Consider the following 18,974-nt stretch of genomic DNA (forward strand, 5'->3'; position numbering starts at 1 on the left):
AGGCCGAATTCATGGCCGAGAGTGCGAGAGAGAAGCGAATCCAGAACGAATTGCGTGTCGTCGCGAGAATCATCGAGACGCAACGCGTCCGCCTCGAACGGGGCGACGTGCTCAACATCCAGACGACCGACGGCTTTCTGACCGTCTATCAGGACGACACCTCAGACACCCCAAAAACTGTTACACTAATAGATAAGTTCGACTTCCGGGTCAACCTGAAGGTCGCGGATCTACTAAAGGGGAAAATCGTCTGACGGAGGGGTAAACGTTATGAGGAAACTACTTGCGGGCACTTTAGGAATCAGCTTGTTTTTACTTGGAGCTTGCTCAAATTCCAATGAGTCTTTGGTTCAACGTGATATTGAACACGTTGAGAAGGTCATGACAGCCGAAGAGGATGACTATTTGCTGATTGTAAAAGAAGAAGATGGTGAATTCGAAGAATTTGTTGAATTCGTAAAAGAGGTAGCGAACGAAGAGAATCAACAAGTCACGCTCTATAATACGTTTCAGCCAGATGGCGAGGAACTTGTCGATCGTGGTAACTTTGAATACACTGACGAACTAAAAGGTGCCGTTCTATACTCGATTCAAGATGGAAACGTCACAGATGAAATCAATGTTGGAATGTTGACGGCGGACAATTACGAACAACAGTTAGCGGACTTCTTTACTAGGACTCAGTAGATTGGGGGTCTTTCAATGGCTGATTCCGATTTAATCACCAAATTACAGGAATACGAAGACGTACTCCAAATCAGTAGTATGGTCAATGACGCACTACGCTCAATGGGATGGATTCTTGTCAGAGGACTATCAGTCTTGATTGACGGCCTTGAATCAATCACGGATCAAATCCTATTAACCAATACATTTTTCAATAATGACCAAGTGGTTGAATTCGTTCTTACGATTCAACCTTTTTTGTATGTTCTTTTAGCAGGAAGCTTCTTGTTCACTGGGTACTTGTTGATTTTTCAAAAGAAATTTGAACGTGAGAGTTTTTTGATCAACCTGTTCATCACACTATTAATCTTAGGTTTACTTTCACCAACTATGAGCCGAATTCAGGAGTTCTCTGATGGAGCAATCGCAGAGATTGGGGCAGATTCGCTTTATGACGGGGAAGCCTCATTATCTGAGAGTATCTTAAAGCGGAATGTACATGATTTGATTGAGCACGATTCGAAGAATTTCGATGCTACTACAGGAGAATCATTAAATGCCATTCCGACTGAGTTGATTGATAATATCCGAATTAATGAGATTTTCGACAAGAACAACTATGACTTATCGGCAACCGGAAACAAATTGGCCGAGTCCTATATTCTATGGAACGGAAAAGAGACAAGTCTCGGTAAACTCGATCAAAGTGGCGTCGAATGGAACAACCAGTATTACTACCGCTATCAGCCGAACTGGTTGACCATCTTCGTGACGCTCGGGATCATGGGCTTCACACTATTCTCGATTGCCTACAAACTGGCGCGCCTGTCGTTCGAGCTCGCCTTCAACTATGTCTTGGCGATCCTCGTCGCCCCGGCCGACCTACACAGTGGCCAAAAGACGAAGAAGGTCATTCAGAGCATTTTGAACACGTTCCTCGTGATTATCCTGATCTTCGTTTCGATCAAACTGTACACGATCGGGACCGCCTATCTCGCAGAGACGTTGGACGGTTTCGCCTATCTGATCGCCCTCATCGCCTTCTCGGTCGCATTGATCGACGGACCGAACATGGTCGAGCGGCTGTTCGGGATTGATGCCGGGCTCAAACGGGGCTGGGGTGTCGCGCTCGGCGCCTATGCCGCCGGGAAAGGTGTGACCTCGGCAGGTGCCCACGCCGTCTCAAAAGTAGCGCGTTCCACACAAGGCGCACCAAAGATGCCCTCACTCCATGAGGCCGCGACGACCCGGATAGATCCAACCGCCGTGCCCAAGAACGTTTCACCGCTTAGTGTGGCGGTCCAAGCTTCGCAGCGGACGGACGCCGAGAGGCAGATCGATCCAGATAATGTCGCTCAGGAGAACCAAACCGCAAGTCGCACGCAGACCGACAAAGAGAAACCGACAAATCCGAAGGACGTTGCGCAACCAATCAGTGGTCAAGAATCAGAACCGGAAGCGCAAGACTCTCCACACGTGAAGGAAGCGTCGGAGCGTACTTCGTCTCCCGAATCGATTCATGCGACGAACCCGAAATCGAATACCGAGCGTGGACCCGACCATCAAACAACGTCTTCTGAGACGCAAAGACCGGAATCGATTCACGATCATTCAAGTTCTGGTCATTCTCCAGGCCCTACTTCATCGACTATCGAACCGGTCACCGAATCTATTACTGCCGTGCCCGGACCAGCCAATCATCAAAACGAATCGGTAGCCCAAAACGACGCAACGTCAGCGATACCTCATGAGGCACCACCTTCAGGCGGCTCATCCTCGTCTTCTTCATCTACGATGGATTCGAGTGATGTATCAACGGAGAAACGCCAAGGACGCGCCCGACGGACCATCCATCAAGACACCGTGCTCGATGTCGAGACCGAGGTCATCGAACAGGTACGTGAGAATCATACGCACCGTCATAGCCAGCAACAGGAAGATTCACGACGGATCTATCCGACCACGCCACCGCGACCTGACCAAACTAAGAAGAAGGAGTGACGACCCATGCGCAACTACCGGATCCCGAACGAGGTCACGACCGAACTGAAAATCAATAAGATGCTCTATCTGCACGACTTCCTGTTCCTCGTCGGGCTCATCGTGCTCCGGCTCGTAACGCTCCCGTTCATCCCGTCTATGCTGCACATACCGTTCACGGTCTTCCTTGTCGTCTTCGGGCTGTTCATGGTACTGCGGCCGGCGACGAACCCACAGAAGCGGATGGTCCACGCGTTCTATTACGCGCTCATCAAACGGAAAGACACCTATATCGCGCTCGACGCGCAGACGAAAGGACGTGATTGAGATGACCTTTATTGAAGACACGTTACGAGAACCGCGACGCACAGGCACCTGGCTCGACGAACAGGACGTGGTCGAGAAACGGAAGGTCAAAGACAAGGTCGTCGTCAAATCGACGGTCGCCGAACTGATGCCGGTCGTCGACATCACCGGGACCGAGGCGTTCGAGATGCGCGACGGGACCTATCTCGACATGGTCCAGCTCACCTCAAAGGACATCTATTCTTTAAATGAAGAGGAAAAAGACCATGATGTGTTCTCGCTCGCCTATCTTCTGCAGGCGTACACGCACCCGCTCAAGGTCGTGCCGCTGAACACACCGCTCAGTCTCGAACGGCAGAAAATCAGCATCGAACGACAGATTCGACAAAATCAAACACCCGCCTATCTACCCTTTTTACTCAAAAAAAAGCAGGAGCTCGAATACCTCGAGGAGCATCGCACCAATCGCGATTATCTCCTCTTTTTTTATGCCGATGACGAGCGGACGCTACGCGAGAGGAAGACGCATCTCTATAAACTGCTCCGCCGCTCTAACCCGATGCGAGAGCTGACGCTCGACCAGAAGGTGCATGTGCTCTATCAACTGAACAACCCGAACACGAAACCACAACTCGACGCCTGAAGAAGGGAGTGACGTATATGTGGCAACGCCTGCGTGACAAGTTATCCAAACAACAGGACCCAGAGACCGTCAAGATCGAGAAAGGCTACAATCCCGACGTCATCGCCAAGATTCAGCCGCAGGGCGGCATTAAGTTCGACGCCAACTTCGTCCGGCTCGGTGACGGCTACCTGTCGTGTCTCCATGTCTATAAATATCAGTCGCTTGTCTATGACTACTGGCTCGAACCGATTTTGAACATGCCGGGCGTTTTGACGACGCTCGACATCGGGACGGCCGACAAGCGTGAGATCATCCAGACCATCAACAAGTCGATGGCCGAACAAAATACACGCTTCGAGAACGCGAAGGACAACATCGACCGCATCGACGCCCGGGAGACGTATAAGGAGCTGAACGAGCTCTACGAACAGATCACCCAGGGCGAGACGATGAAATATCTGCACCTACGCCTCTATGTAAAGGCGAAGACGCTCGACACGCTCGAGGTGAAGGTGCAGGAAGTGATGGAAGAGCTCGAAGCCCGAAACTTCCGTTCGACAATTTTCCTGAACGAACAGGAATGGGAATGGCAGAGCCTGTTCACGAGCTATGATCAACAACAAAAGCTCCCGAACCGGCGCCGCGGGAAAGAGATTCCTTCCCTCTCTATCGCCGGCGGCTACCCGTTCCACTTCACGTCGCTCCAGGACGCGACCGGCACGTATTACGGGACGACCGACACGAACGGCAGCGTCATCTTTGACCTGTTCCATAAGGACAAACAGCGCAAGTTCTATAACGCGCTCATGATCGGCAAGATGGGGTCCGGCAAGTCGACACTCCTCAAGAAGACCGTGCTCGACCAGGCAATCAAGGGCAACAAGATCCGCATCCTCGACGTCACGGGCGAATTCTCGGACCTCGTGCATCAGCTCGGCGGGAAAGAGATCGCGCTTGACGGGTCGGCCGGTCTCATCAATCCGCTCCATGTCTATAAGACCGTGACGAACAACGACGGCAGCGCCAACGAGGCACTCTCGTTCATGCAGCACCTGTCGAAGATGGCCGTGTTCTATCACTACATCAACCCGGCGGCGACGCAAGAAGAGACGAACGAGTTCGAGATCCTGCTCCGGGACTTGTACGTTCGGCACGGGCTCTGGGATGAACAGGGTGAACTGCCGATCACGACGCATCCGGCGAACCGGTACCCGACGTTCTCCGACTTCTTGAACCTCGTGCGTCGTGAGCTCTACACGGACGACACACGCACCTCGATCAAAGAAGCGATCAGTCCGAACCGGGTGCGGCGTCTCGAGAATATCGAGCTCGCCGTCACGAACCTCGTCCACAACTATGACAACATCTTCGACGGCCATTCCTCGATTGACCGGTTCGACGAGGAGCTCATCGTCTCGTTCCCGCTCCGGAACCTGACGAGCCTACGCGACGAGGTGTTCCAGGCGCAGGTGTTCTCCTTGATGAACATGCTGTGGGACGGGATGATCGCCAACGGCTCGAGTCAACTGAAGGCCTATAACCAGGGCGTGCTCCGGACCGAGGAGGCATGCAAGTACCTCATCGTCATCGACGAGGCGCACCACTTGATCAACACGCGCGACATCGCGCAACCGGCCATCCTGTATCTGCAACGCTGCATGCGCGAGGCGCGCAAGTATTTCGGCGGTATCTTCTTCGTGTCGCACTTGATCACCGACTTCGTGCCGGCCGGATCGAAGTCCGAGAACGCCGAGAACGTCAAGTCGCTCTTCCAATTGACGCAATACAAGATCATCGGCGAACAGGACGCGGAGAGCATCCCAATCATCCAGACGGTGTTTGATGGCCAACTCTCGAATTCCGAGATGCGCATCATCCCCTCGCTCGAGACGGGACGCGTCGTCCTTAGCATATCCGGCGTACAGAACCTCATCTTTGACGTCGATGTCGCACCCGAAGAACTCGTCTTGTTCGGTGGAGGTGCCTGATGTGGGCGGCCGCGAAACGGACGGCCCGCTTCGCCGTCACAGCGAAATGGCAGCTCGCAACGCTCAAGTGGCGACTCATCCTGCTCAGCATCGCGGCACTCGTCTTGTTCCTGGTCATCCTCGTTGTCGGCATCCTCGACACGCTCACAGGTGTCCAGAACGAACAACCGACCGACGTCACGTTCAATACCGCAGGAGGTCTACAGGTAAGCGACCAGGTGCTCCAATATCGGGGCTTGGTCGAATCGGAACTGTCGAAGCACGGACTGGCCGAACAGACGAACCTCGTACTCGCGCTCATGATGCAGGAGAGCGGCGGACGCGGGAACGACCCGATGCAAGCGAGCGAATCGAAATGTGGACGCATCGGATGCATCACCTCCCCCGAGGAGAGCATCGTCTACGGCGTCGAACATTTTACCTCCGTCTTCGAACGGGCGAACCGTGACGTGCAGCTCACGCTACAGAGTTACAACTTCGGAGGCGGCTTTATTAACTATGTCCAGGAGAACGGTGGGCGCTACTCGAAAGAACTCGCCATCTCGTTCTCGCAGATGATGTACCAACGCGTGAAACACACCGGTATCTATCGTTGTCATCGCCCGAGCGCGGTCCAGCACGGTGCCTGTTACGGGGACATCGAGTATGTCGATGCGGTGTTGAAATATCTTGCGCCGGTCGCCGTCGCCGACGGGGTCATCACGAAAGAACTGTTGTCGGGGTTACATTCCCCGCTCGCCATCCCGCTCAACGTGACATCGCGTTTCGGGTGGCGCGTCGTCTTCGGACAACGGGACAACCACACCGGTATCGACTTCAGTTGCACCCCATCCGACACGATCCACGCGGTCAAGAGTGGCACCGTCATCTATAGCGGGAATCGTGGACCGTACGGCAATCTCGTCCAGGTCCGGCATGACAACTACATCACGGCGTACGCGCACCTGAGTCGTCACGGCGTCCAGACCGGGCAACAGATCGACGCTGGGCAGGCGCTCGGGTACTGCGGCACGACAGGCCGATCGAGCGGGAACCATCTGCATTTCGAGATCAAGACGAGTGAATGGTCCGGTCATATCGACCCCGCCCCGGTCTTCGGATTTTGAGTCATGGATGTATGGAAAGGAGGAGAAAGGATGAACTTCACCGCACGTCACCTCGCGTATCTGTTCGGGGTACTGCTACTGATTTCAACCGCGGCGAACATTTTTTTCTATCAACAAGTGACAGCTGTCACGAGTACTTCAGCGGCGAGTCAGACAGAAAATGAGATTGTCACTCCCCCTGAATCGACAACCTCAGGGGAATCGTCAGCGGACACCGAACAAGTCGTCGCTTCGACAGAGACGGAACGAATGGAGGAGCTGACGACACGCGCGACGCGCTTCGTCGAGTACGCCTTCATCATCACCAAAGACAGTTACACGACCCAGAAACGACAGGCGAAGGACGTCATGTCGGAGGAACTCGCAACCACACTCTTCGCCGCTGACGGAAGCGATGTCGGCACGTTCGAGACGACCGTCCGCGACATCAAGGTGTTCCCTTCTGTCTCCGGAGAAGAATGCCTCGTACGGTTCGAACAGCACCTGTTGATCACCGAGACGGGTTATGAAGAGACGACGCAAGAACTGTTGGCCCTGACGTTCGAGTCCATCGAAGGACGTTTGGTCGTCACCGAAATGGAAGACCTGACACCTGAAGGAGGAATCTAGATGCGACGACAAACACGACGGCGTCTCACCCAGAACGTCTCCCGGTTCTACCTCGTACTCGGTGTATTCTTTGTCATCGGCTTCCTCTTCTTCGGTACCTCGTCGTTCTTCTTCGCCGAGGAAGCGCCGATCAATGAGACGCCAATCAACGAGGCGATTCGGCTCTCGAACGGGGAGACCGTGACGCTCCATTCTTGGAGTTATGACATGGATAAACGGACGATGCGCGTCCGCCTTTCACTTGATGAGACACCAGGTAACACGAACGATCATCTCTTCTGCTACGTCTATAAGGCACGACCGGATTCTGAGAAGGAAGTTGTGTTGCTCTACGAACGGAACGACCAATATGTGCTCGAATTGAAAGATGTGCCGAACGATTTTGACCAGCTCGCTGTCCGGATTTACGGATTCGATGACTCACAATCAATTGACACACTCACACCCGATAAACGAGAAGAAGGTCTCCTGACGTCCCTCTATGCCGACCGTCGGACCATCGAACAGGCGAGTCACAATTCATCTAACGAGACAACTTTCACGAGGTTGTTCGTCGAGGACGAGCTCACGGAGACAGAGCAACAATTAGAAAAAGCGCAACAATCAGTCGAAGCGCAGCGGCAACAAATCGAGCGAATCGACCGTGACAAAGAGGAACTCGAAGACGAACTTCCCTATCTCTCGCTCGACGAACAGGTCGAACAGGAGAACGAGATTTTCGACCTCGGCCGGAAGCGTGACGAGCTCACACTAGAACTTGAAAAGCTCGAACAGTCGGTCGTAGCGCTCGAAGAAAAGCACGACAAGTTGCGTGTTCGGCTCCGGGAACTATCAATTTAAGTGGCACATTTCGTGCCAAATCGTTGGTTTCACTGGCACATTTCGTGCCGTTTTTGGAGTTTTGATGATATCACGGAAATCCCAGGCTCTGCCTGGGCTATCACGACAAGTGATAGCAGTTTCCCCTTATGCTCTTTGAACGAACTTTTCGGACGTCGGCAAAATATAGCCTCTAGAAAGGTGGTCAGGCAAATGGATCTGTTACTCCGCGACATCGACCCCGTCATCGTGAAGCAGATCGATGAATGGGCGAAGGAACACAACCGTTCCCGGCAACAATATTTGAAAGAATTGCTCGCCTCCTGGTGCGCGAACGGCATCCAATCGACGCAGGTCGAGCGACTCGAACGACAGCTCGAGGCGAACACGCTCCACTTGAAACGGAGTGCGGACGAGCTCGCCCAGGTGACCCGTTTGTTGAGTGAGGTGATGCAGGATGCGTGAGACGCCGGGTGTCGTCATCAAGTCGAAGTTCAAGGTGCCGGGCACGAAAAAGAAGTCACGTCGCTACACGACGTACCTAGACTACATCAATCGACCGGACGCGAAAGACAGTCGGGAACAGTTCGAGACGTATCACGACTATATGGAAGACGAGACGAAATCGAGCGGTTTGTTCACACGCGAGGACGATCGATTGGACGACGAAAAGCGTCGCGCCGTCCGCGACATCTTCAAGCATGCGCAAGAGAACGGGAGCATCCTCTGGCAGGACGTCATCTCGTTCGACAACGCCTGGCTGCGCGAGACCGGTGTGCTCCACGACGACCTCGTCGACGAGAAACGGTTGATCCAGGCGACGCGGAACGCGGTCGAGGCGATGCTCCAAAAAGAGAAGATGGTACACGCCTATTGGACCGGTGCCGTGCATTACAACACCGACAACATCCACGTGCATGTCGCCATCGTTGAGACGAGCCATATACGCGAGCGCGGCAAACGCAAACCGAAATCAATCGAGCTGATGAAGTCGAAGGTCATCCATTCCCTCGCCGACCGGACGAAAGAACAGGAGAAACTGAATGCGTTCATCCGCGACGAATTGGTCGCCCATAAGCGGAACCGGAAGATTCAAACGTTCCCGAACCGTGTCTTTCATCCCGACCTCGCCCGTCAGTTCAAGGACATCTATGAACGCTTGCCGGAAGACAAACGTCAATGGCGCTACAACATGAACGGGATGCAGCCACTCCGTGAATCACTCGACCGTTTGACCGACCGCTATATCGACATTCACTTCAAATCAGAGTTTCAAGCCTTCAACGAGCGACTCGAACAGGAAGTGTCGTTCCATCGCCGTAGCTACGGCGACACGGAGAAGGCCGAGCGGTACCGGATGACAAAGCGACAAGACCTCTACACCCGGATGGGGAATGCCATCCTCTCTGAGATGCGAGACTTGTCAAAAGAAGAAGCGACATGTGAGAACAATGAAGCCCCCAAACATCCAATCCGACGCGCGTTCAAACAACAAAAGCTATTCAACGAATCACTCTACCGGATCGAGCGGCATATGAACGACGAATTCGAACATTTGAAGAACCAACGTGCTTTCGAACAGCTGGAACGGGACATCGAATATGGAAAGTGAGGGAGGACGATGGAAGAGTTGAGACAGATCCGTCTTCGTTTGAAGCCGGAGACGGTCGCGTATTTGGAGGAGTTCGCCGACGACAAACGCTTCGGCCACCTCGGTCAGGTCATCGACCATATCGCAGAAGAACATAAACAACTGGCCGACGAGAAGTGGGACATGCAGTTCCTCACCCGCTCGATCAGCACGCAGGTCTCTCGTCATATCGAGAAGATGATGAACAAGCAGGTGTCGACAGAGCTTGAGCGCATCCGACTCGCCGCGAACCGCTCCGACCGTCACGGTCAGATTCTGACGGAGCTCCTTCAGGCGCTGATGCAGACCGAGGGTATTGAGGACATCATGACAACGGATCAGTTCAAGCCAACGTTCCTCGCGACGGCGGAACGTATCGTCCAGGAACGCATCGAACACCAAAAACAGAAGAAGGACACACTAACTTTTGAGAGAGGATGAATCCTATGCGACCACTTGACCGTCCCTTCACGATGGGACAACTGTTGACGCTTCAACCCGATACCGTCACCGTCTTCATCTATGGAAAGCGGTACCACATCCCGGTGTCCGCTTCCGAGCACCAACTTTTGACCACTATCGCGCAAGACGAGGTCGTCTTACTTCCCATCAATTTCAATCGGACACGGCTGTTACTGGACATCCCGGAAACGTCGACACAACTCGAACGTGAACTGAACGAATTCACAGATACCGAAGAATCTATCACCGATTTGTTGAAGGAAGGAGTCTGACACGATGGCCAAGATGAAGACGAATGAAGAACGGAAAGCCGAGCTCGAGGCCTTGACCGAGCAGATGGGAAAACAGATCGACAGCTACTTCGAGAGTCCGGAGAAGATCCGGGAACATCTCCAGTTCCTCGGCAAGTTCCATCAATACTCGATGCGGAACGCAGTTTTGATCGAGTCCCAGTTCCCCGGTGCGGTCGCGGTCGGCTCTTTTCCGTTCTGGGAGAAGCAAGGCGCACAGGTCCAAAAAGGTGAGCGTGGCATCAAAGTATTCGTCCCGAACCCAGTGACGTATGCCCTGCACAAAGATGAATGGGTGCCGCTCAGCAAGGCACCAAAGCCAATCAAAGACGGCGTAAAACAAGGACGAATCCCGTCACGCAAGATGATGTACTTCAAGATCGGTCACGTGTTCGAGTACACGCAGACCGACGCGCGCGAGAAAGGGATTGAGGTCTCGGACATCTTCAAACGGTATCACCGTGACGGCGGGATTGAGAACGAACAAGACATCCGTGACGCCTTGACGACGCTCGCGGATGCCCGGAATGTGACGCTATTGGAGGAACCGCTCGACGAGATCGGTACGGCGAAGGGTTGTTACTACCCGGAGCTACATGCGATTGCCTTGAACCCGCGAAACACATCCATCGAGGACATCACTGTCCTGATCCACGAGCTCGCCCATTCGGAGCTGCACAACCAAGAGCGGAATCTCGAACGGGACCAACCGCTCACGGCACCCGAGAAGGAGTTCCAAGCCGAGATGGTCGCCTACGTCGTTTCGCATCAACTTGGATTCCCGACGGACGACTTTTCGCTCTCCTACTTGGCTGGTTGGACGAAAGACAAGGAACTTCTCGACAAGGAAAAGCTGTTGCAGGAGGTCCACCAGACATCCGCAGCTTTCCTCGATCACATCGAGTCTCATCTCGAGAAAGCTCACACCTTGGAGCAGGAGAAAGAACGGAGCCCTCTCGATTACCTTGAACAGCTGGAGCGACGTATGGGATGGAAAGAGGCTGACCTCAGTCTTTATGAACGGGTTCATGCCGTACAAAGTGTGTTTCCCGAGGAGGTGGAGCCCTATCTGAACGCAAAAGCGGCCCTCGAGACGAACCTGAAAGTGGATCGCGTCGATGAGCCGCTCATGTATATTCATGATAAAGCGTTCGGGTTCCAGTCATTCGGTATTGCCAATAATCATGACTTCAGTGAAGACCAGCTTGTTGCTTATACAATCGCATTACCGAATCAACCATTGGTCAGTGGTCACTTCGACCCGGAAAGTGCCGTACATCCTTTACACCATCTTGAAAAAACCAATCGTTTGGAGAGACCGGTCCTGAAATCGCTTGAAAATCACTGGCATGACGTGTTGTTAGATGAAGAACAAAAGTCCCTTTCAAGAATTTCATTGTTTAACATCGAAAGACTCTGGTGACTTCGTGGGTATGATGATTTAAAAATTCATACCCTTTTCAATTTCAGAGCGCTGCCATTGCTTTTACCTCATACATTTTGTGTAAGCATATGAGCAGCTGTTTCACGCATATCTTGTAGGTCAGATATCTCTGCGAATTCAGCTACAGTTATTGCGCTGGTTGTTAACAACTCAATTATATGCTCATCCATTCTTGACCATGTTCTTCCGCCTGCATTGTCGTAAGCATCGAGTAACTTTGTCAAACCATCCTTACCAAACAGTAATAGATGTGATAGAAAATCCACAGATGTGTCCGCAATACTAATTTCTGTCCAATCTATCAAACCAGAGACCTCAAAATTCTTATTTATTAGTATGTGGCCAGGGTGTAAATCCCCGTGGCTTACACCTACATGCGATGGCCATAGCGAATCATTCGCCAACCATTCTTGCCAACGCTCCCATAGCTCTGAATTCACATGATACTTCTGTCTCACCTTCTCCATCCGTATCTTCATTGAACTGTTTAAATCTCTAGCATATAGAGTTTTGATACCGATTTCTTTGAAGTGTCGATGTGGTAATGTGTGTAGTTCTGCCAACACTTTACCTAATGACTGATAGTAAGATTGTGGTGTATTCTCTTTGTCAAAACTCCAGATGTAATCTTGTTGCTCTACATCAATTGTTGCAACCGGAACACCATCTAATTGCTTATACGCAATTAGTTCATCATCAAAAATTGACCAATTTGGAACTTGAAAACTCACATGTTCTTCCATAATTTCTAGTGCCCTCTTTTCTTTCAAGGCGCTCCTCATCGAATCTAATCTTCGAGGAATTCTTAGTATCCACTTGCTACCAAGCGTATCTTTTGCATAAGCAACTTGAAAATCAACACCCGATTCATTTACCACAATGCTATTCTCTAACACATCTAATCCTTTATTTTTTGCAAGCCGTTTAAATTCGTTCATGATTTGTTCCTCCAATTTTTATGTTGTGCGATAAGCAAGTGAAATGTATGCATTTTTAATACTTTTTCATTTCAATCTTTTCTAATTAGACTTAACTAAATGAAGTCATAAAAAAATCACAGACAAAATGGTGTCTGTGATCAAGAGTAAATGAGCTACAACCAAGAAGCGTCCATTATCAAAAATAAAAGGACACGACAAAAAGAGTTGTAAATCTGCTATGTTTGTAAGTGTGTGGTTTCTTCGTCAAAGATTGATAAAAATGTGCAGACTACTCCCATTTACTCTGTTTTATGAAAACAGAGCCTTTGAACATATTCAATTAGCCATTGTTCAAAGTGTGGTGGCGTAATCTCCCGGCGTGCATCATTCTTAACAATCCTCCTAGTGAATATTATGCTGTTGACTTTATATCAGTTTTTATTCAATGTCAATCGAGCTTTATATTTAGATAAAAATTATTTGCCGATTTGTCTTTATTAAAAAATACTGATTTGTAAGTTTTAAAAATACAATCATGAATAATTGATACTCGTTTTTAATCTTCCCAAAGCTCATCCATCAACTCATCGATATCACTCGATAATCGTTTGCGTTCCTTGGCGTCCACTTCAACTTTCCCATCTTCATAAAACCAAAGCACGTCACCAGGTTGAACCGTGTCTGGAAGTCGTGACTTTGGAATATCCTCCATCACTTCTCCGAATTCGACGACAGCCAAGTCCCCTTCAAATCGATCGATGATACCTCTCCGTCGCTTCATCTTGATTTCTTTACGGCATAACTTGAACCGTTCCCTGTAATGATGATCGTGCCATTCTTATCTGTGCGAAGCGTGTTCGTTTTTTGACGCTTCAAGTTCGTCACCACTTCGGAAGTCGGATGGCCGTAGCTGTTCTTCCCGACACTGATGATAGCATGCTTCGGTTTGACCGTGTTCAGGAACGTACTGCTTGTCGACGTCTTGGCACCGTGATGTCCCACCTTTAAGACATCTGCACGGAGCGTCTGCTTCTTCGCCATCATGTCCTTCTCAGAAACGTGTTCCGCGTCTCCCGTGAACAAGAACGTGTTCTTCTTGTACGTTACATGAAGGACTGCACTCCAGTTGTTCAAGTCACTGTTCGAGTAGGATTTGACCGGACCCACAAACTTCGCACTGACGCCTTTGATCGGTAGCTTCACGCCGGCCTGTGCCGTTTTGATGGTCTTCCCTTCCCGTTTGACGGCTTGCAGAAAATCTTTGTAAGCCTGGGTCGTGTGCTTCACTTTCGGCGCGTAGACGTTCTCGACACGATAGGCATCTAGGATTTCGTCTAATCCACCAATATGATCCGCATCCGGATGCGTCGAGATCAATACCTCGATATCGTCAACTTTTTGCTTTTTGAGGTAGGCGACGATGGCATCGCCCTTTCCTTTGTTACCCCCGTCGATGATGACGTCCTCACCGCTCGGCATCTTGATGTAGATGGCGTCTCCCTGTCCGACATCGATGTAATGGACTTTAATGCTCGTAGCGGCTGATGCTTCCCCGTATGGTGACACCAATAGCGCTCCACTAAATAGAACGGCACTCCCAATCTTGATCAATTTATTCATCTTCTATCACTCCACTTTAAAATTATTGTAAAATTATCCAACACACCTTTATTATAATCCGCTATTTGTTAAATAGCTTCTAATTCCTGCGGTTGACCACATACATAAATAGGTAAGGTGTGATGATAGGAGGAGTGAGAGAAATGGATTTACGAAAACCAATCGCAATAAACAAGACGTATAAACCGGTCCTGATTTTTAAAGACGGGGTAGAAGTAAAGGAGTGTGTCTCCATTCAGGAAGCTGCACACTATCTGAAGGGATACACGTTATGTACCGCCATGCCGTATCGCCACATTATGAATGGCATTATCCTTGATGAGACCTGGATCCATGAGGGAAGCAGCTATCGGTTCACCACTGATCCTGATGTGAAAAAGGCAAAGCTGGCAGAGATGGAGGCTCAGAACAAAGTCCGTTTTTAAGGAAGGACAGAATTACGAAATCGAACAAGTCTCATGTGCGGCACCTTACATACGCTGTACACGACTTCGTCACTGTTTGTTAAAACCCTACGAGGTACACTTGAACTAAAAAGGGGTTCTCCTCATGCGACTTCAAGAATGGATTCAGCAATATCACGGTACAGAGTTACTGCGCTTTGATCACCTCTGCGAGTACTTAGATGCGACACCGTTTGAAATCAAACACCACCTTGATGGAATCAGTCCTGAGATAACCGGCGTACTGAAGTCAGAAGAGGGTATTGGTGACGACGCGTTCATCACGAAGCTGGAACATCATTTGCTGAATCGATTCAACAAACGAAGAAAAAAAGTGAAAGTCACGATTGAGGTCGAACTGCCATTACCGGAAGAAGCCTACAACTTTTGTCAGCGCGAACGATTTAGAATGATCGAACGCGTCACTCAACATATGGACGAACAAAACGTGAAGGATTGGCGCATCGTAAACATGCGGAGGATATAATTGAACATAGATCGTATTGACTCATCTACATATATACATGCTATAAGGAGAACAAAATGAAATTTACCTACTTAGCCTTGCCTTTGGCCATCCTGCTGATGGCCGGTTGTACCAGTGAAAACACCCCTTCTACAAATGAGAAAGCAGAGGAGCCTGCTACTCAAACAGAAGAAGTCGTCGAGACGACCGAAACGAGCACAGACGACGCAAATACGGAGACGACTGCAGAAGAACCTGCAACAGCCGAAGAAACGGTCACAAATTCGGATAACAATCAATTCTCCGGCTATAAACTGATCAATGTTGATGGTGGGGACTTGTCCGGGTACCGTGAGGCGAACGTCGTCGTCGATATCGGATATGGAGATCGCGAGTATTGGGCGTTCACGAACGAACATGGTCAATTGATTCGTGTCATCGCCGATCAGATCATCTTGCAGGATGATGATTCGGAGGATGTGACCTCGGATGGCCGTTACTATCATGACGAGGCGAAGGTCTCAGGCGTCGAAAACAGTGATCTCGATGAAGGCCACGTCATCGCTGACTCGCTCGGGGGCGTCTCGAACGCCTACAACATCACACCACAAGATAGCACGCTCAACCGCTACGGGGACCAGGCCTATATGGAGGACGTCATCCGTATGGCCGGCGGCGCGACCGACTTCGAGGCGATCATTACCTATCCGGATACGAAAACTTATATTCCGTCACACTACCAATACACCTATACGGTCAAAGGAAATGTCGTCACCGATTCCTTCGACAACGTTAACCCGGATGAAGTGAATGCAGCACTCGGCCTAACAGAAGGTGAACCGGAACCCGCAGCTGCACCTGAGGCCACAGGCGATGTCTCGAGCGTAGATACGAATGGCAACGGTCAGGTGACGATCCAGGAAGCGAAAGACGCCGGTTTCACGATGCCGATCATGAGCGACCATTGGCTCTACCCCTATATGCGTGATAACGATAATGACGGAATGGTAGGGGAATAAAAATAGAATCATTTTAATACAAGGAAAATTGCAAATAGGAAGGCAGCATTTTTTTCAAGTGCTGCCTTCCTATTTTTTCAGCTATTTTGTTGAATCAGACGATGACTAAGGACTGTTTCGACAAGTACCACCGTCTCAAATGTTGCACAATAGTCAACTTCCTCGAAGTCTGTATGCTCGTCACGGTAACCGATGGATAGATTCACAGACGGAATACCGAATTCCGCAAATACTTTTGCATCACTTGATCCCCCGTTGCGCGTCGCCTTCCAGTCGTTCATTCCGACCAATCGCCCCGCTCTTTCGAACAGTTCTCCATAAGACGCTTCACAAAAATCGAACATGCCTCGACATCCGGTGACAATGTCGCGTGTGCCCCGACGGTCCAACACGATGGTTGCATCCACGTCATGGATAAATTCTTGATTGATGCCACGCGCACCACATAACCCTGTCTCTTTATAATGGACCCAAGATTTCAGACACGAAAAAGGAGATGTTAAGGTAGGTATATGAAACGAAAAAGATATACACCCGAATTCAAAACTCAAGTTGTGTTGGAAATCTTGAAGGAAGAAAAAACAATGAGCCAGATTGCTTCCGAACATGGCATCCATGTGAACCAGCTGCATAAGTGGAAAACACATTTCCTGTCAGAGATGCCACAAGTGTTCAAGAAACAGAACAAGGACCAAGAGAAGATGAGAGCCGACTATGAAGAGAAACTGGAAAATCTCTATGCAGAAGTCGGAAAGTTAACCACGCAGCTGTCGTGGATCAAAAAAAAATCTGGCATCTACCACGATTAGACAGGAACGGGTAGAGATGATGGAATGGGGAAACAGTAAACTTCCTGTTTCCCAACAGGCCGATCTGCTTGGGCTCAATCGTTCCAGCCTTTATTACAGGCCGGTTGCCCCTTCGCCTGAAGAGGTTGCCATCAAGCATAGGATTGATGAGATCTACACCAAATATCCGTTCTACGGGTCACGCAGGATTGCCGAAGTATTGAAAAATGAAGAGGTGAATATCAACCGCAAGAGGGTCCAGCGTCACATGCGCGAGATGGGCATACAGGCTCTCTATCCAGGCCCCAATCTGAGTAAACGCAACCTGCAGCATCGCATTTATCCATACCTACTGAAAGGGGTGAACATTACCCGTCCCAACCAGGCTTGGGGCATTGATATCACGTATATCCGCCTGCAGGATAGCTGGATGTATTTGGCAGCCATCATCGATTGGCACTCCCGGTATATCATCAGCTGGGAACTGGACCAGACACTGGAAATAGGTTTTGTCCTGGATGCCGTCCGGCGGGCTTTCACGATCGGACAGCCGGACATCTTCAACAGTGACCAGGGTAGCCACTTCACCAGTTCCAAATATATCCACCTCCTGAAGGAACAGCCTGCCGTCCAAATCAGCATGGACAGCAAGGGTCGGGCACTGGATAACATCATGATCGAACGTTTCTGGCGGAGCCTCAAGTACGAAGAGGTCTATCTGAAGGACTACGGGACACCAAGAGAAGCGAGACAGAACATCCGTGACTACATGGAATTCTATAACTGGGAACGTCCCCACCAGTTATTGGGTTATAGGACACCGGCATCCATCTATTTTCAGTAGGTTACTGTCCTTGCCATCTCGGAGCAATTATCTTTCCCATCCCAGGACCTGTCAAGGGAAAATACGCCCTTGACAGAACCTGGCATAGGAAAGGCTGGGTCTGCAAGATGGGACAAGGACAAGAAGAATGACTGTTTTCACCTTATTATTATAAAATTAGTGTTTTGACAATGGGATCCACTTTAGAACGCTTTATCAAAGTCAGGAAATTCAACTGTTCTTTCTGAAATGTGACGTTTGAAAGTCTGACGACCTCTTTTCTCATGATGACTGTTAGGTTTTCTTTTCCCTTTCATCGGAAGTGAGTGAACAGGAAGAATATCTTCTCTGAACATTCTGTACAGAATTTTAACAGAACAGCTGATAGATTCTTCATTTCTGCCTATGATGGTGTCAGGTGTCCAGCCGTCGGCTATCCTTTTTTGAATATAACTGATCTGATGCTTAGGAAGGACGATTCTACGTCTTCTGCAAAGAGATTTTCTTTTCTTATCGTTCTGATAGAATTCCAGTACAGATATACCTGCTTTGAGTGCATTAATTACATTATAGACGATCTCTCTTTAACGCTTAATTCTCCGGCAGATCTCACTGACCGAAATTTTCTGGTGGTAATATAATTCTATGGACGCAAGTTCATCCGTGGTAAGGTGTGTATAGGCCATTTGTGCTAACTCCTTAATGTTTTCTTTGGTCGGAAATACATATTAAGTTTAGCACAGAAGGCTTTTTTAGTTGTCTAGCTTAATTTTACAATCTGCGTACATTTAAATTTTTTAAAGCACACCGTAGGTGGCTAACTTGATTATAGAATTTCCCTAAATTTTTTAATAGAATATAATCGGAAATTCAGCTAAAAATTTGGAACTTTAAAATTGATACTTATAAACTTATTTCTCGTTAAAAAGGTAAAAAATATAAATATATTTAATTATGGAGAGGAAGTTTG

The 18,974-nt window shown here is 49.7% G+C and carries 22 protein-coding genes and 1 pseudogene; 18 read left to right on the forward strand and 5 right to left on the reverse strand.

Annotated elements, in window-relative coordinates:
• The first annotated feature begins 11 nt into the window (after positions 1-11).
• The 14 genes from KNO72_RS13665 (at position 12) to KNO72_RS13730 (ending at position 11,904) form a co-directional block, all read left to right on the forward strand.
• A complete protein-coding gene (locus KNO72_RS13665) occupies positions 12-254 on the forward strand; it encodes a hypothetical protein (protein ID WP_012390470.1) in 243 nt (80 codons plus the stop codon).
• 16 nt (positions 255-270) lie between these two features.
• Positions 271-687: a hypothetical protein gene (locus KNO72_RS13670; RefSeq protein ID WP_131472605.1), complete on the forward strand. Its 417-nt coding sequence runs from the start codon at positions 271-273 to the stop codon at positions 685-687.
• A 15-nt stretch (positions 688-702) separates the two neighbouring features.
• Positions 703-2,667, forward strand: coding sequence for a pLS20_p028 family conjugation system transmembrane protein (locus KNO72_RS13675; protein WP_214758506.1), 1,965 nt, complete (start codon positions 703-705; stop codon positions 2,665-2,667).
• Between the two features lie 6 nt (positions 2,668-2,673).
• Positions 2,674-2,973 (forward strand): DUF5592 family protein, encoded by a 300-nt coding sequence (locus KNO72_RS13680; protein ID WP_214758508.1) that lies wholly within the window; start codon positions 2,674-2,676, stop codon positions 2,971-2,973.
• 1 nt (position 2,974) lies between these two features.
• Positions 2,975-3,595 (forward strand): hypothetical protein, encoded by a 621-nt coding sequence (locus KNO72_RS13685; protein WP_214758510.1) that lies wholly within the window; start codon positions 2,975-2,977, stop codon positions 3,593-3,595.
• Between the two features lie 17 nt (positions 3,596-3,612).
• Complete coding sequence (locus tag KNO72_RS13690; RefSeq protein ID WP_214758512.1) at positions 3,613-5,565, forward strand: VirB4 family type IV secretion system protein; 1,953 nt, start codon at positions 3,613-3,615, stop codon at positions 5,563-5,565.
• On the forward strand, positions 5,565-6,671 hold the full coding sequence (locus KNO72_RS13695) for a lysozyme family protein (RefSeq protein ID WP_214758514.1): 1,107 nt from the start codon (positions 5,565-5,567) through the stop codon (positions 6,669-6,671). The genes KNO72_RS13690 and KNO72_RS13695 overlap by 1 nt, the downstream gene beginning before the upstream one ends.
• Positions 6,672-6,701: 30 nt before the next feature.
• Positions 6,702-7,280 (forward strand): hypothetical protein, encoded by a 579-nt coding sequence (locus KNO72_RS13700; protein ID WP_214758516.1) that lies wholly within the window; start codon positions 6,702-6,704, stop codon positions 7,278-7,280.
• Entirely contained in the window at positions 7,281-8,120 is an 840-nt protein-coding gene (locus KNO72_RS13705; protein ID WP_214758518.1) for a hypothetical protein, read from the forward strand.
• A gap of 192 nt (positions 8,121-8,312) precedes the next feature.
• The gene (locus tag KNO72_RS13710) at positions 8,313-8,564 is read left to right on the forward strand and encodes a hypothetical protein (protein WP_131469365.1); all 252 of its coding nucleotides are present in this window, start codon (positions 8,313-8,315) and stop codon (positions 8,562-8,564) included.
• On the forward strand, positions 8,557-9,711 hold the full coding sequence (gene mobP2 / locus KNO72_RS13715) for a MobP2 family relaxase (RefSeq protein ID WP_214758520.1): 1,155 nt from the start codon (positions 8,557-8,559) through the stop codon (positions 9,709-9,711). Before KNO72_RS13710 ends, mobP2 begins: the two co-directional genes overlap by 8 nt.
• An 18-nt stretch (positions 9,712-9,729) precedes the next feature.
• Positions 9,730-10,170, forward strand: a complete 441-nt coding sequence (locus KNO72_RS13720) for a hypothetical protein (protein WP_214758522.1) — start codon at positions 9,730-9,732, stop codon at positions 10,168-10,170.
• A gap of 5 nt (positions 10,171-10,175) precedes the next feature.
• Positions 10,176-10,463, forward strand: coding sequence for a hypothetical protein (locus KNO72_RS13725; RefSeq protein WP_214758524.1), 288 nt, complete (start codon positions 10,176-10,178; stop codon positions 10,461-10,463).
• 4 nt (positions 10,464-10,467) lie between these two features.
• Entirely contained in the window at positions 10,468-11,904 is a 1,437-nt protein-coding gene (locus KNO72_RS13730) for an ImmA/IrrE family metallo-endopeptidase (protein WP_214758526.1), read from the forward strand.
• A gap of 68 nt (positions 11,905-11,972) precedes the next feature.
• Here the strand turns inward: KNO72_RS13730 and mphN are convergent, their stop codons facing one another.
• The 3 genes from mphN to KNO72_RS13745 form a co-directional block, all read right to left on the reverse strand.
• On the reverse strand, positions 11,973-12,863 hold the full coding sequence (mphN, locus tag KNO72_RS13735) for a macrolide 2'-phosphotransferase (protein WP_214758528.1): 891 nt from the start codon (positions 12,861-12,863) through the stop codon (positions 11,973-11,975).
• Between the two features lie 538 nt (positions 12,864-13,401).
• A complete protein-coding gene (locus KNO72_RS13740; RefSeq protein ID WP_024127775.1) occupies positions 13,402-13,626 on the reverse strand; it encodes a DUF3006 domain-containing protein in 225 nt (74 codons plus the stop codon).
• Positions 13,623-14,465, reverse strand: coding sequence for a ComEC/Rec2 family competence protein (locus tag KNO72_RS13745; RefSeq protein ID WP_131472583.1), 843 nt, complete (start codon positions 14,463-14,465; stop codon positions 13,623-13,625). Before KNO72_RS13745 ends, KNO72_RS13740 begins: the two co-directional genes overlap by 4 nt.
• Positions 14,466-14,608: 143 nt before the next feature.
• Between KNO72_RS13745 and KNO72_RS13750 the strand changes: the two genes are divergently transcribed.
• The 3 genes from KNO72_RS13750 to KNO72_RS13760 all read left to right on the forward strand — a co-directional run bounded on the left by KNO72_RS13750 (position 14,609) and on the right by KNO72_RS13760 (position 16,393).
• Positions 14,609-14,890 carry a hypothetical protein gene (locus tag KNO72_RS13750; protein ID WP_029596479.1) on the forward strand — a complete coding sequence of 94 codons (282 nt, stop codon included), beginning with the start codon at positions 14,609-14,611 and terminating at the stop codon, positions 14,888-14,890.
• Positions 14,891-15,014: 124 nt separating this feature from the next.
• Positions 15,015-15,395, forward strand: a complete 381-nt coding sequence (locus KNO72_RS13755) for a hypothetical protein (RefSeq protein WP_029596478.1) — start codon at positions 15,015-15,017, stop codon at positions 15,393-15,395.
• 56 nt (positions 15,396-15,451) lie between these two features.
• The gene (locus KNO72_RS13760; RefSeq protein ID WP_114167509.1) at positions 15,452-16,393 is read left to right on the forward strand and encodes a DNA/RNA non-specific endonuclease; all 942 of its coding nucleotides are present in this window, start codon (positions 15,452-15,454) and stop codon (positions 16,391-16,393) included.
• 77 nt (positions 16,394-16,470) lie between these two features.
• Here KNO72_RS13760 and KNO72_RS13765 read toward each other — a convergent pair whose 3' ends face one another.
• On the reverse strand, positions 16,471-16,785 hold the full coding sequence (locus tag KNO72_RS13765; RefSeq protein WP_353049154.1) for a peptidase M42 family protein: 315 nt from the start codon (positions 16,783-16,785) through the stop codon (positions 16,471-16,473).
• A gap of 120 nt (positions 16,786-16,905) precedes the next feature.
• On the opposite strand from KNO72_RS13765, the gene KNO72_RS13770 reads away from it, so the two are divergent.
• Positions 16,906-18,025 (forward strand): IS3 family transposase gene (locus KNO72_RS13770; protein ID WP_214758530.1). Its coding sequence is split into 2 segments (ribosomal slippage): positions 16,906-17,174 and positions 17,173-18,025, totalling 1,122 coding nucleotides; the frame shifts between segments, so codons are not numbered across the junction.
• Positions 18,026-18,210: 185 nt separating this feature from the next.
• Here KNO72_RS13770 and KNO72_RS15955 read toward each other — a convergent pair.
• Positions 18,211-18,690 (reverse strand): annotated as a pseudogene (locus KNO72_RS15955) (IS30 family transposase); the annotation flags it as partial.
• Between the last annotated feature and the right edge of the window lie 284 nt (positions 18,691-18,974).

Source organism: Exiguobacterium sp. s123 (assembly GCF_018617075.1).
GTDB classification, from domain to species: Bacteria; Bacillota; Bacilli; order Exiguobacteriales; family Exiguobacteriaceae; genus Exiguobacterium; species Exiguobacterium profundum.